The sequence below is a fragment of the Paenibacillus diazotrophicus genome, assembly GCF_042610465.1.
Genome location: NZ_JBGJZN010000003.1, coordinates 285,408 through 298,554, shown reverse-complemented (window position 1 = coordinate 298,554; position 13,147 = coordinate 285,408). Strand labels below are relative to the sequence as shown.

Genomic DNA, 13,147 nt, shown 5'->3' with positions numbered 1-13,147 from the left:
CTTCCATATACCAGCTTACTTAAAGTGTGTAAATAATATATTTTCATGTTATAATTACCGGGTAGATCATTTCAATGCTGCAAATACTGGTTATTAATAGAAGCATTCATTTAGGAGGGATATTCGTGAAAAAACTGCAGGACATTCCGTTTTCCGTGCTGGATCTGGCTCCCATTGTAGAGGGGGGAACGGCGGCGGATTCTTTTCATAACACGCTCGATCTAGCCCGTCATGCTGAAGGCTGGGGATATCACCGCTACTGGCTCGCAGAGCATCATAACATGCCTGGTATTGCCAGCTCTGCTACCTCACTTGTTATCGGCCATGTTGCCGCCGGGACCAAGAGCATTCGGGTCGGGTCAGGAGGCATTATGCTCTCTAACCATGCGCCGCTTATGATAGCCGAGCAATTCGGAACACTTGAATCGCTGTATCCCGGCCGCATCGATCTCGGTCTGGGCAGAGCGCCAGGCTCTGATCAGGCTGCTGCCCAGGCCATGCGCCGCAGCCTTGGCAGTGATGGCAGTGAATTCCCGGAGCAGCTTAGTGAGCTTAGAGCCTACTTCGATCCGGACGGTGCCGGCTCACGGCCGCCTGGGGTGCGTGCAGTTCCAGGCGAAGGGCTGAATGTGCCGATCTGGCTGCTCGGCTCCAGCGGCTTCAGTGCCCAGCTCGCAGGCCAGTTGGGCTTGCCATTTGCTTTTGCCAGCCACTTCGCACCGGATTACCTGCTGCCGGCCCTTCATCTCTACCGCACCAGCTTCAAGCCGTCAGAGACGCTGGATAAGCCGCATGTCATGGTGGGTCTTGGCATTACGGCTGCCGCAACCACAGAGCAGGCACGCTGGCTTGCGACTTCGCAGCAGCAGCAATTCCTGAATATTATCCGCGGCCGGACCGGCAAGCTCCAGCCTCCGGTAGACAGCATGGAAGGACTATGGTCTCCACAGGAAAAAGCCATGCTGCTGAGCAAACAGCTATACTCCATCGCAGGAGATCAAGCTGCGATCAAGGAAAGACTGCTGCAAATCATAGAAGAAACCCAGGCTGATGAATTCATCGTAGCCTCGCAGATTTATGATCACTCTGCACGCCTGCATTCCTATGAACTTGTAGCTGAGCTGTTGAAGGAAGGGTAAGACATCCACAAGCCCACTTGGGATAATCCTATAAATCATGTTCTTTAGAGAAAGCAGGCGTATGGGCTGCTTTCTCTTTTTTATATGACAGAAGCATTTGCAATCTCATCCACAACTGTTCTTTATAAAATACATAAATATTCTCCATAATCGAGAAATAATTAGATATCTGAAGATAACCCTCAATAAGTACGTATTTATTATGTAAATCGAATATTTTAGGCTTAAAATGTCCGTTAATTCTATTTTTACTTATCTGGAATTTTGATTATACTGATGGTATTCGTTATAACGAACATACATAATTTCTCCCCACCTTGATTACATCTTTATTGCCTTATATATATTTAGTGGTTCTCCAAAAAACCACTCCATTCGACAGGATTTGCGTTAATCACTAGGAATAAAGCGGGTTTATGCTGAGTCTGCGGGTAGCAAGGCAGAGCCTCCAGAAAGAAAGGAGCAGGCAAGTGAAGAAAAAATACCACAAAGTAATTATTGGCATGTACATTCTGATCGTTCTGGCCGGGGTAGTCTGGCATGCCGGAGGCGCAAGTGCCGAGGATACAATCAAGCTCACAGTGAATTCGCACACAACCAGTATGGCGAAGATGAACAATATGCAGCCGGGGGATGTTACCTCCTCTGACTATACTGTCATTAATGAAGGAAATGAGTCCTTCAATTACTATGTCGACTTCAAGTTCATGTCCGGAGACCAGGAATTGTACAATATACTGCAAATGACCCTGCAAAAAGAGGGAGTAATCCTCTACTCCGGGGCAATGAGTGAAGCCGAGGGGCGGGTGGCAGTGGGAACATTATCCGGAGGAGCCCACGAGGCCATTCAAATGGATGTCACTTTTCCGTATGAGGCCGGGAATGAGTATCAGGCGAAAACAACCAGTGTAGCCTTCATATTCTCTGCTTCCGGTGAACCGGGTCCATCCGCTGTGCCTAGCGCTTCACCTCCGGCTTCTGCTACACCGAATCCGTCCGCTGCGCCTAGCACTTCACCAACGGCTTCTGCTACTCCGAATCCGTCCGCTGTGCCTAGCGCTTCACCAACGGCTTCCGCTACTCCGAATCCGACGGTCGAGCCCAGCACCTCACCAACGGCTTCTGTTACTCCGAATCCGTCGAACGCACCAACCGCGGGGCCAACCAGCAGTTCGGTGCCGGGAACCATTGTTACACCTTCTGCTTCATCTGCAGTAACAGCTTCGCCGGACTTGGCTGAAGTTACAGTCACTGACCCGCCAGTTCCACTAGGCGGCAATACACCATCAGCTTCACCGGATACCGGCAGCACCGTAATCGGCAATACAGCTGCTACACCATCGCCCGATCCCGGAGTGACCGTTACCGATGGGGATCTTCCGCTCGGCGGGCCTGGCGACAGCGAAAAACTACCTGACACTGCTGAACCTTGGTATAACTTGATCCTGATCAGCTTGTCTATAGCAGTCCTGAGCGTGATTGTCTTGCGAAGACTGAACTCGAAGAAGTAAACCCATTTCACCATAGGCTGGAGGAGAGAGTATGAAGAAGCGTTCCGGGCTGATCCTTGCCGTGAAGCTGATCTTCATACTCTCTTTGTGCATCATGCTCTATTCGGCCTTCCAAATCTACAAAGCCCCCGCCGAAGCGCGCCAAGCATTGCAGGATTGGCATAAAAAGAGGGAGAAAGCTCCCATTATATCCCATACTAATGATGAAACCCCTCTTCCTGACGGGATGATCAGTCTATCGGAAGCTACAAGCCCCTCAAAGCCTGTCTACAAGGAGGGGGAGATTATCGGAGAGATCTATCTGCCCAAACTGGATAAACGGATTGCCATCCTGGAAGGTACGCAGCGCCCTCAGCTTAGAAAAGGAGCCGGGCATGATATAGGGAGCGCTCCGCCTGGTACGATTGGCAACAGTGTAGTGGCCGGCCACCGTGACACGGTGTTCCGGGGGCTGGGCATTTTGAAGAAGGGTGATCTTATCGAGGTCGAAACCGAAGATGGAAAATTCATTTACAGCATTACAGGCAGTACGATTGTAGATGGCGACGCAAGAGGAGTAATCAAGCAGCAAAACAGCGAAGCTGTGCTTACATTGATCACCTGCTATCCGTTCAGCTATATCGGCCCTGCACCAGACCGCTATCTGCTCTCTGCCTCCCTGCTTCGCAAAGAGCCTGTATCCAGGGATGAGACATTGTATCGAAAGTGATACTATAGAGATACGAAGATATAGAGGAGATGACCTTTGGATGAAAGAAAAGCTGATAGAACGGTTTATTTCGTATGCCCAAATGGATACACAATCGAATGAGGATAATGAAGCCTGTCCTTCCACACCCGGGCAGATGGCGCTGGCCCACAAGCTTGTAGCAGAGCTTCAGGAGCTCGGTCTTGTGGAGATTACTGTGGACGAGCATGCTTATGTCATGGCTACACTGCCTGCCAACACGGCTAAAGAAGTTCCTGTCATCGGTTTCCTTGCACATCTGGATACCGCGACTGACTTCACCGGAGCGGGTGTGAAGCCTCAGATTATCGAGAACTACGACGGCAAGGATATTGTCCTGAATGAAGCACTTGGGGTAGTCCTCTCCACACAGAGCTTCCCGGAGCTGCCTGAATACAAAGGCCACACACTGATTACAACCGATGGAACCACACTGCTCGGGGCGGACAACAAAGCGGGAATCGCTGAGATCATGACCGCCATGGCCTACCTGCTGGAGCATCCCGAAATCAAGCATGGCAAGATCAGAGTTGCATTTACCCCTGATGAAGAAATTGGACGCGGGCCGCATAAGTTCGATGTTGCGCGCTTTGGAGCTTCCCATGCCTACACCGTGGATGGGGGACCGCTCGGGGAACTGGAGTACGAAAGCTTCAATGCTGCCGGTGCCAAAATCAGCTTTCACGGCGTGAACGTGCATCCCGGAACTGCCAAAGGCAAAATGATTCACTCGTCTAAAATCGCCATGGCGTTCCACCTCAGACTGCCGTCCGGCGAAGCGCCAGAATTCACTGATGGCTATGAAGGGTTTTACCACCTGATCTCCATGTCGGGGACAGCGGAGCACAGCACGCTGCAATACATTATCCGTGACTTTGACCGTGAATCCTTCGAGAGCCGCAAGGCACATATCACTGCGATTGTTGAGGAATTCCAGTCTACTTACGGAGCAGAGAATGTAGTCCTTGAAATGAAGGATCAATACTATAATATGCGTGAAAAAATCGAGCCGGTGCGCCATATCGTCGATATCGCCCAGGAAGCGATGGAGAACCTGGGCATAACTCCTGTGATCCTCCCGATCCGCGGGGGCACCGACGGCTCTCAGCTCTCGTATATGGGGCTGCCAACACCGAATATTTTCACTGGCGGCGAGAATTTCCATGGTAAATTCGAATATGCCTCTGTGGATGTCATGCTAAAGGCCGTGCAGGTCATTGTCGAGATCGCCAAACTGACTGAGCAGAAAGCCTAACGGCTTAGGAGCAGCGGGTACATACCCAATGACACAAATCCCCCCGGCTGGAGCATTAGCTCCTGACCGGGGGGATTTGTGTTTCTTCTACCAGTGATACATTACGACTTTCTATAAGCCGGTGTCCTTCTTAAGACTTCGTTGGAATCCAGCCGGGGGTGTGGATCAGAGCACCCCACAGCGGATCGGGGATGACAAGGGTGCTTTGGGCAGCGGGATCAAGCTCCAAGCGGATCTCATCGGCACGGCCTTCAGCAACCTTCTGAACCCAGTCCGGTTCAATCAGCAGCGGACGGCCCAGAGCCACCAGTTGAATTCCGCTTGTCATTGCCTTCAGTGCATCATCCGCACTGTAGAGGGAACCCACACCAATCATTGGCACGCCGCTCCCCGCCCGGTCAACGAGCTGTTCAATCCGCGGACGGCTGTCCTCCGTTCCACGCCGCGGCAGCGACCAGAACTCCTGCAGCGAAGTATGGAGATAATCCAGGCCTTCTTCCTTAAGCGCATCGATCAGCTCGAAGGTTTCAGCCATTGTAATTCCAGGTGTCTCCGGCTCCTCGGGAGAGAAACGGTATCCTACAAGAAACGGCGATGAAGCATGTTCGTTCACTGCGCCTTTTACCGCGCGCAGAACAGCAAGCGGGAAGGCCAGACGTCCTTGCACATCTCCGCCCCAGCGGTCATCGCGGGTGTTAGAATGCGGGGAGAAGAATTGCTGAAGCAGATAGCCGTTCGCTCCATGAATCTCTACGCCGTCGAATCCGGCTTCGATCGCCCGGCGGGTTGCCGCACCAAAATCAGCGATGATTCCTTCAACTTCTTCATCTGTCAGTGCACGCGGCACAGGTCCATGCCCACCGCCTGGAAGCTCTGCCGGCACATTGCTTGCGCTGACGGGCTGGCCGTCAGGCAGTTGCTCCGGCGGGCATTGACGTCCGCCGTGGAAAATCTGCAGAACCGCCTTTGCGCCCTCCCCCTTAATGGCTTCCGCCAACTGGCGCAGGCTTGGAATCAGCTCATCACGGTCAGCGCCGAATTCGCCTGCGAATCCTTTGCCGCCACGCGATACGTATACACAGGCGGTGATCACCATTCCTGCTCCTTTGGAGCGGCGGATATAATAATCAAGCTCAGGTCCAGATACCGTCCCATCCTCATTTGAAGAAAAGTTGGTCATAGGCGCCATGACTACACGGTTTTTCAGCGAAATTCCATTTGCGAACTGGAATGATTCAAGCAGTGGACTATAATCTTTTTTAGACATCTTCTGTAATCCCTCCAATATAGTTGTACACCAAATATTTAATTTCTTTTTGTAAGCTTCATACTTAGTGTAATCTACTTGGGCACAAAAAGAAAGCATGCACATTTATGTAACTTACTTTCCTTGCAGATACTATTGCACTGGTACAGTTCTGCTGAGGAGAACCGTCCAAGAAACTTATGCTGATCCTTTTCAGTATTTTTATAAAAATACTGCATTTTCATAAAAGCTGTGCTAACATACACCTTGTTTACAACTGAAAGTCAGCAAGAAATAACTATAAGAAGGTGTGTAATGAACCAAACGAAACATCAGGAGTTTAATTTGATTAAGCTAACCTGGCCTATATTCTTGGAACTATTCCTGTTTATGCTTATGGGAAGTGTGGACACATTCATGATCAGCTCAGTATCGGATAATGCGGTTTCCGGTGTAGGCGCAGCCAATCAGATTATTACCATGGCTATCCTCGTGCTCAGCGTAATTGGCAACGGCGCGGCCATTGTAGTGTCCCAATATCTCGGATCCAAGAAGCCCAAGGAGGCCGCAGTGGTCACCGGGAATGCCATTACATTAAATCTGGCCGTAGGCATTATTCTTAGCACAGCCTTGCTGTTCTTCGGAGGAACCCTGCTGGGCGCGCTGAATGTCACAGGGGATATTCTCGTACATGCCAAGGTCTATATTCATATTGTCGGTGGCGGGATTTTCCTGCAGGCGCTGCTGAATGCGCTGGCGACGACCATCCGCACCCACGGTTTCACCAAGCAGACCATGATGGTCTCCCTGCTGATGAATCTCATTCACGTAGCCGGCAATTATCTGCTGATCTTTGGACATTTCGGCTTCCCTGCGCTGGGTGTGCAAGGGGCGGCAATTTCCACGGTAATCAGCCGTTTCATCTGCCTGATTCTTTTCTTCCTGCTGCTCTACAGAATCATGGAGGTGCGGGTGAAGTGGACTTATTATGTTCATCTCTCCAAAAAATATGTCATGCAAATCCTCAAAATCGGCATCCCATCCGCGTTTGAATCGGTGATCTATCAATCCTGCCAGCTGATCTTCACCTTATATATTACGTATCTGGGTGCAGAGGCTATGGCTACACGCCAATATGCCTTGAATATCTCCAGCTATATCTTTCTGTTCAGTGTAGCTGTATCGATGGGCACCTCAATTATTGTAGGCCATCTCGTCGGAGCAAAGCGGCCGGAGGAAGCCTACAAGCGTGTGTTCAGCAGTGTGAAGTGGGCACTGCTCGTCACAGTGGTCATTGATGCTGCCGTCATTTTCTTCCGTATCCCGCTAATGGGCTTGTTCACGGAAAACCTGAATATTGTCACCATGGGTGCCCAGGTGATTCTACTCAGTATCTTCCTGGAGACAGGGAGGACCTGCAATCTGGTGATCATTAACTCCCTGCGTGCTTCGGGCGATGCGAGGTTCCCTGTCTATATGGGTCTGATCTCAATGGTCTGCATCAGTCTACCGCTTGGCTATGTACTGGTATTCCAGATGCATCTGGGCCTGGCCGGGGTCTGGCTGGCTACCGCCTTTGATGAATGGCTCCGGGCGGTCATCATGTATTTCCGCTGGAAGAGCAGGGCATGGGAAAAGCATGGCCTGATTGAACATGAGAATGCTGAGCCTGCCATCCCATCCGCCGCACCGGCACACTGAGTGGAATGTAGCTAAGGGGTTCAACCCGTTCTTTTCAGAGCGGATGAGATTTTCTTCAAAAAATGGGATGTCCCGCAAAGCCTTTGTTCAGGCTGCGGGACATCCCATTGTGTTTTGCTCAATTCCCTTTTTCTACGGCTTCTTTATGCTTCGCGGCGAACTCCTCCGGAGTAACTGCCTTGCCGAACAGCGCCTGAATCATATCCAAGTGGACCTGAGCGGCGTTGGGCTTCATCTGCACATCGGCAAATAAGGTGATGCTGCTCGCATGATTGAGCTCGTTCAGCAGATCTACATACAACTGGGGCAGCGCCGAATTCGAGGTATCCACTTTAGTAGCCGGAATAACACCAGCTGTGGTTACAGAGTCCTGGCCCCATTTGGATACGAAATATTCGACGAAAGCCTTGGCTTCTTCCTTCACCTCGGAGGATTCGGCTACGAATAGGCCGACACCAGGTCCGCCCACCCAGCTGTTGATATTTCCCTTTCCTCCCTGCACAGCAGGGAACTTAAAGAACCCAACATTATCCTTAAAAACCTGCGGGATATTCGGGTTAGTGGTGAAGTTAGGCAGCTCCCAGGTTCCTGTCAAATACATAGCCGCTTTTTCATTTACGAACTCCGACTTGCCTTCCTCGTTCGACAATCCGTTGAAGCCCTTATTAAAAGCATTCATATCCACCAGGGTCTGCACTTCAGCCGCAGCCTGGATCAATCCCGGGTTATCGAATGACCCTGAACCATCAGTCGCTTTCTTCAGAGCCTCGCTTCCCGCGATCCGGTCAGCCAAATACATGTACCATAACGAGCCTGTCCAGCGGTCTTTGTTACCCAAGGCGATTGAAGCTACCCCGTTATAGGAAAGTATTCTAACAATTTGCTTGAATTCCTCATATGTGGTTGGAACCCGCAGATTATATCTAGCGAAGACGTCCTTGTTATAGTAAATAGGTGAGATGTTCAGCTCGATAGGCAGGGCATAGGTCTTGCCGTCCAGCACATAAGCTTCGGTAGTACCAGCTACAAATTTGTCCTTCAGCTGTTCCCCGTCCAGAATATCATCCAGCGGAGCAAATAATCCAGCCTTCACATAAGGCTCCATGAAGCCTGCCGCCCACGTAATACCAACATCCGGCAGCTCGTTGGAAGCTGACAGCACCTTCAGCTTGTTCTTGTACTGCTCATTCTCCAGCACTTCCTGCTTGATCGTGACGTTCGGATGCTCCTTTTGATAATCGTCAATAATCTGTCCCACCAGTTTATTCTGCTGGGCCGAGCTGTCCGCAGGCCATAAATGCATCATTTTAAGGGTAACTTTCTGCGCCGGAGCATCACCGGAGGCCATAGCATCCGCCTGGGCCTCGTTGCGATTCCCGGCTATATTTCCTCCCCAGCCGCAGCCCGACAGAACGAATGCCAGCATAGACGTCAATATCAGGCTTTGGGTTATTTTGTTCCTCGGCATTCCTGTAACCTCCATACTTTACGTCGCACACCGAATGTAATCGTTATCATACACACTCTAGCACCGAGGCTGGAAGACTATAAGATCACACTCATTGGTTTTTATTCCACTTTTATTGGATTTCACTGCGCTCATCCTTCATTTGCTGGCGGTAGCGGCTCGGACTCACACCCTCCAGAGACTTGAACACTTTGATAAAATATTTGTCCGTACGGTAACCTACACGCTCCCCAATCTCTCCAATCGGCAGGCGCGTCTGTAACAGCAGCTCCTTGGCACGCTGAATTCTTATACGTGATAAATATTCGCTGAACGATACGCCCGCCTGCTCCTTGAACAGCACGCTGAAGTAGCTGGCATTCAAATGAATCATGGCGGCTACTTCGGACATGGTCAGCTGCTCGTGCAGATGCTGCTCCACATAGGCCAGGGCTTCTTTTACCGGTTCACCCATATCAGCAGTATCGGGATCGATCTCCATCAGCTTATGGTCAACCAGCTTCTCCAGCTTCTCATGACGCTGCTGTTCCTCTTCCTGCTTCAAGGCTGTCTCCACTACCTCCAGCAGTTCGACCTTGTCCAGTGGTTTAAGCAGATAATTGAATGCGCCAAGCCTCAAGGCCTGCTGCACATATTCAAATTCTGCATAGCCGGATATGACAATGATGACCGGTTTCCGAGCTAACTCTTTTATGGAACGGATCAGGTCTAGTCCACTGACCTCAGGCATTCGGACATCGGTAATCAGCAAATGCACACGCCCATTCAGCAGCCGCTCACGCGCGTCAATACCGTTATCAGCCGTTTCTATGATATAGCGGCCAGCAGCCCATACCTCCAGCGTTTGCCTGATGCCCTGCCGTGTCCTCGGTTCATCATCCACAACCAGAATCGTCTTATTGCCCGGATTGCCCAAATTCATATGTATGCCCTCCATTGTTCGGAATTTCAAAAGTAATCACCGTACCCTCGGAACGGCTACTCTCAATGTGCAGCCCTTCCATCTCCGTCCCTGCCGCTTCATAGTAAAGCTTCAGACGCCGCTGCACATTTACCAGACCTATTCCTGTACCCTTTGAAGAGATGGATGGGCCGCCTTCGAGCGCAGCGTATAAGGACTTCAGCGTGTCGAAATCCATCCCCGGCCCATCGTCTTGTATTGATATTCGGGTCCAGCCTTCACGTGCAGAGGGGGTGACGATGACGCCAATGGTTCCATTACCCACACGTCCCTCCACTCCGTGAAGAATCGCATTCTCGACGATCGGCTGAATAAGAAGCTTAGGCACCGGTACGGTAGCCTCCCTATGTTCAATTTGGATATTCCACGACAGGCGGTCTCCCATGCGCATCTCCATAATTTTCAGATAACGCTTAACCTGCTCTACTTCTTCCCCGAGGGTAACCCATTCATCGGAGTTCGAATTTCCGATAATGTACCGGAAGAGTCTGGACATTGCAACCATAAGCCCAGCCAGCTCTTCTTCGCCCTTCTCCTCAAGCGACCAATTGAAGGCCTCGAGTGTATTGAACAGGAAATGCGGGTTGATCTGTGCCTGCAACGCCTTTAGCTCCGTACGGCTCTGCAGCACTTCCTTTTCATAGACCACACGGATCAGATCATTCATATTGGCAATCATACCGTTGTACGTATAGTTCAATTCCCTTAACTCCATTGTGGATACCGTCTCTGAGTTAGGGGTCAGAACTCCTAGCCGGGATTTACGCATCGCGCGAATCAGATGTATAATCGGCCTCGTAATCATCGTGGACAGCACAAAAGACAACAGTAAAAACAGCAGCGTGCCAATCCCGCCCGAAACCAGCAATACCGTTCTTAGTACAGAAATCCCTTTGGTAACATAGCTTACTGGAGTAAGTATCAGTAGTGTCCAGTCGGTCTTATCAGAGCCCAGCTTCACCTGTACATATTCCTTGCCCTGGAAGTTAACGGTCTGGTCCTTGCTGGCAAGCAGCGGAAGCAGCTCGGGCTGCGGTTCCTCACTGCCTCCGAGCAGTTGGCCCTCGTCATTCACCAGCAGCACAGACTCGCCCCCGTCACTGCCGGACAGCGGATCATTGAGCTGGAAGTAGCTGCGCTGGATCCGGGCGATCAAATAGCCACCCCGTGAGAACCAGCGATCCATCAGGCTGACCTGGCGGATAGCCAGAAGGCTGCCTTCATCATTTGGATCCACGCCGATCCAGACCAGCCTGCCTTTCTGGGTATTGGCTTCAGTGATGTATGGATCGCTGATTCTTGCGTTAAGGCTTCCTTCCTTAATCGGGAACAGCAGCCGGTAGTCCGCCGTATACAGCTCCAGAGAACCCACACTCGGCATATAGGCCTGGTAGCTGGAGACGATCTGCTGCAGAGACTGACGCTGATTAAAAGACACGGATTTGCCGTTCAGCTCATCATTCAGCAGCTGCTGAACTGTCGGATGGTTCGCCACCTGCTCCGTCAGGCTGTCGATCTGATCGATCAGCGCATCCAGCCTTCCGTTCGCTTGCACCGCAGTCTGCTGGATGTGCCGTTCCGCATTATTTTTCAGCAAATAGGAGACCCTGTTATACACAAACGCCCCGGACACCGCAATGATCACCAGCATCACCAGCAGAAACCCAATGAATATTTGATTGCGGAGCGTGTTCAGTTCCTTCACTTTCCCATACACACAGGATTCCCTCCCTCAGGTGATAGCGTTTCCAACCTTATTCTCCAAAAGTTTCGCCAATTGTCAAGCACATTTGTCGCCCTTCTGCCAAACGCACCAGAAAAAACCAACGCAATTTCACTTACCAGGGTTCAGTTAGGGGCTTATCTGGTTGTCCATCCATTCAGACAAAAAAATAGCCCGCTCCTCAAAAGGAACCGACTGCTAAATGATCTTCTTTATACTATCTAAGTGGATTGACCGGCTTCCTGAAGCGGCAGATTACGTAATGGTAATGCCCTTCTTGATCGCCTTCATGTCAAAATTCGTGTTCACAAGCATAGGCAGTATCTTCATGCTTCTAGTCATTGGAGAGTTGCATTGCCAGCAGGTAGGTACATATTGAAAGGCAAAGTTATCGCGCATCCATCCGGTACAATCCTCTTTGGTGCAGGACCAGATGGCGGTGTCTTCCTGTGGAAGATCCTCCAGCGCTTTTTTTCGAAAATACATAAGTACCCCTCCTTGGTTCGAATTGAGAAGATGTCCACACCCATAACGGGCGTTATGGCAGGGCTGCAGCGGCTTGTTCATTGTCAAAAAAAAAAGCTGTCCTCAACTTGAGTTAAGGACAGCTTGATTTCAAAATTACAGTTTTACAACGTTTTCGGCTTGTGGTCCACGAGCGCCTTGAGTTACGTTGAACTCAACGCGTTGGCCTTCGTCCAAAGATTTGAAGCCGTCGCCAGTGATTGCGGAGAAGTGTACGAATACGTCGCTTCCGCCTTCAACCTCGATAAAACCGAAACCTTTGTCTGCATTGAACCATTTAACTGTACCTGTTTGCATGATATTACCTCCAAAATATTATTTAACACATGTCCTTTTATTCCTACGTATTGTACGAACAAATAAAAATTCACACATTGGAAAAGGCTTCATAAGCACAAATGATAACCCTTTACAATATGTGAATTAAGGTTAAACTTTATGTTTGAATTTATTGTATCACATTCATTCTTCAAAAGCAAAGGAATCGTTAAAAATAAAAATATCCTGCCGGGTCCTGAGTCCCTGCAAAGGCCATGGACCCGGCAGCTACAAGGGTTAGTCGATGTATCCGGCCAGCCCTTTATCCATTAAATAATCCATTTCCGCATCGAGGATACTCTCTACAGTCAGTTCATCCAGCTTCACATCGCGCTGGGCGACAATATAATCCACCAGATCATCGTTATCGATATCTACCTCACCTTTAGCATTCGCTTTGGCTTTGTTGATAAAGGCCAGCTCATGTTTCAGCACCAGCTGAATCAGCTTGGAATCGACTTTGGTCTGCGCAGCTAATACCTCCAACAGTTCCTGTTCATTCACTTGATCACTCATGTTCGTATTGTCAGCTCCCCTGGCATTTATGCACAGCTATTGTACCACATGTCCATA

Annotated in this window: 12 protein-coding genes; 5 read left to right on the top strand and 7 right to left on the bottom strand. The window is 50.2% G+C overall.

Features of this window, described 5'->3' with window-relative positions:
• Positions 1 to 125: 125 nt before the first annotated feature.
• The 4 genes from ACAN54_RS15545 (at position 126) to pepT (ending at position 4,632) form a co-directional block, all read left to right on the top strand.
• Positions 126 to 1,139, top strand: coding sequence for an LLM class flavin-dependent oxidoreductase (locus tag ACAN54_RS15545; RefSeq protein ID WP_379156698.1), 1,014 nt, complete (start codon positions 126 to 128; stop codon positions 1,137 to 1,139).
• A 470-nt stretch (positions 1,140 to 1,609) separates the two neighbouring features.
• Positions 1,610 to 2,650, top strand: a complete 1,041-nt coding sequence (locus ACAN54_RS15540) for a hypothetical protein (RefSeq protein ID WP_379156695.1) — start codon at positions 1,610 to 1,612, stop codon at positions 2,648 to 2,650.
• A gap of 31 nt (positions 2,651 to 2,681) precedes the next feature.
• Complete coding sequence (locus ACAN54_RS15535) at positions 2,682 to 3,359, top strand: sortase (RefSeq protein ID WP_379156692.1); 678 nt, start codon at positions 2,682 to 2,684, stop codon at positions 3,357 to 3,359.
• A 40-nt stretch (positions 3,360 to 3,399) separates the two neighbouring features.
• Complete coding sequence (gene pepT, locus ACAN54_RS15530) at positions 3,400 to 4,632, top strand: peptidase T (RefSeq protein ID WP_379156689.1); 1,233 nt, start codon at positions 3,400 to 3,402, stop codon at positions 4,630 to 4,632.
• 130 nt (positions 4,633 to 4,762) lie between these two features.
• Here the strand turns inward: pepT and ACAN54_RS15525 are convergent, their stop codons facing one another.
• A complete protein-coding gene (locus ACAN54_RS15525; RefSeq protein WP_379156686.1) occupies positions 4,763 to 5,899 on the bottom strand; it encodes an NADH-dependent flavin oxidoreductase in 1,137 nt (378 codons plus the stop codon).
• 231 nt (positions 5,900 to 6,130) lie between these two features.
• Here ACAN54_RS15525 and ACAN54_RS15520 point away from each other — a divergent pair, with 231 nt between their 5' ends.
• Positions 6,131 to 7,579: an MATE family efflux transporter gene (locus ACAN54_RS15520; protein WP_379156683.1), complete on the top strand. Its 1,449-nt coding sequence runs from the start codon at positions 6,131 to 6,133 to the stop codon at positions 7,577 to 7,579.
• Positions 7,580 to 7,697: 118 nt separating this feature from the next.
• Here ACAN54_RS15520 and ACAN54_RS15515 read toward each other — a convergent pair whose 3' ends face one another.
• From ACAN54_RS15515 to ACAN54_RS15490, 6 genes are all read right to left on the bottom strand, one after another.
• Complete coding sequence (locus tag ACAN54_RS15515) at positions 7,698 to 9,047, bottom strand: extracellular solute-binding protein (RefSeq protein WP_379156680.1); 1,350 nt, start codon at positions 9,045 to 9,047, stop codon at positions 7,698 to 7,700.
• 112 nt (positions 9,048 to 9,159) lie between these two features.
• Complete coding sequence (locus tag ACAN54_RS15510; protein WP_379156677.1) at positions 9,160 to 9,969, bottom strand: response regulator transcription factor; 810 nt, start codon at positions 9,967 to 9,969, stop codon at positions 9,160 to 9,162.
• Positions 9,944 to 11,659: a cache domain-containing sensor histidine kinase gene (locus ACAN54_RS15505; RefSeq protein WP_379157517.1), complete on the bottom strand. Its 1,716-nt coding sequence runs from the start codon at positions 11,657 to 11,659 to the stop codon at positions 9,944 to 9,946. Before ACAN54_RS15505 ends, ACAN54_RS15510 begins: the two co-directional genes overlap by 26 nt.
• A gap of 327 nt (positions 11,660 to 11,986) precedes the next feature.
• Positions 11,987 to 12,217 (bottom strand): cold-shock protein, encoded by a 231-nt coding sequence (locus tag ACAN54_RS15500; protein WP_219215299.1) that lies wholly within the window; start codon positions 12,215 to 12,217, stop codon positions 11,987 to 11,989.
• Positions 12,218 to 12,352: 135 nt separating this feature from the next.
• Positions 12,353 to 12,553: a cold-shock protein gene (locus tag ACAN54_RS15495; RefSeq protein WP_019914790.1), complete on the bottom strand. Its 201-nt coding sequence runs from the start codon at positions 12,551 to 12,553 to the stop codon at positions 12,353 to 12,355.
• 258 nt (positions 12,554 to 12,811) lie between these two features.
• Complete coding sequence (locus ACAN54_RS15490) at positions 12,812 to 13,090, bottom strand: hypothetical protein (RefSeq protein WP_379156671.1); 279 nt, start codon at positions 13,088 to 13,090, stop codon at positions 12,812 to 12,814.
• Positions 13,091 to 13,147 lie beyond the last annotated feature (57 nt).

Bases quoted from the DNA above. Each gene is read 5' to 3' on its own strand.
- ACAN54_RS15535 (WP_379156692.1), top strand. From the start codon at position 2,682: ATGAAGAAGCGTTCCGGGCTGATCCTTGCCGTGAAGCTGATCTTCATA.
- pepT (WP_379156689.1), top strand. From the start codon at position 3,400: ATGAAAGAAAAGCTGATAGAACGGTTTATTTCGTATGCCCAAATGGAT.
- ACAN54_RS15525 (WP_379156686.1), bottom strand. From the start codon at position 5,899: ATGTCTAAAAAAGATTATAGTCCACTGCTTGAATCATTCCAGTTCGCA.
- ACAN54_RS15515 (WP_379156680.1), bottom strand. From the start codon at position 9,047: ATGCCGAGGAACAAAATAACCCAAAGCCTGATATTGACGTCTATGCTG.
- ACAN54_RS15510 (WP_379156677.1), bottom strand. From the start codon at position 9,969: ATGAATTTGGGCAATCCGGGCAATAAGACGATTCTGGTTGTGGATGAT.
- ACAN54_RS15505 (WP_379157517.1), bottom strand. From the start codon at position 11,659: ATGCTGGTGATCATTGCGGTGTCCGGGGCGTTTGTGTATAACAGGGTC.
- ACAN54_RS15500 (WP_219215299.1), bottom strand. From the start codon at position 12,217: ATGTATTTTCGAAAAAAAGCGCTGGAGGATCTTCCACAGGAAGACACC.
- ACAN54_RS15495 (WP_019914790.1), bottom strand. From the start codon at position 12,553: ATGCAAACAGGTACAGTTAAATGGTTCAATGCAGACAAAGGTTTCGGT.
- ACAN54_RS15490 (WP_379156671.1), bottom strand. From the start codon at position 13,090: ATGAGTGATCAAGTGAATGAACAGGAACTGTTGGAGGTATTAGCTGCG.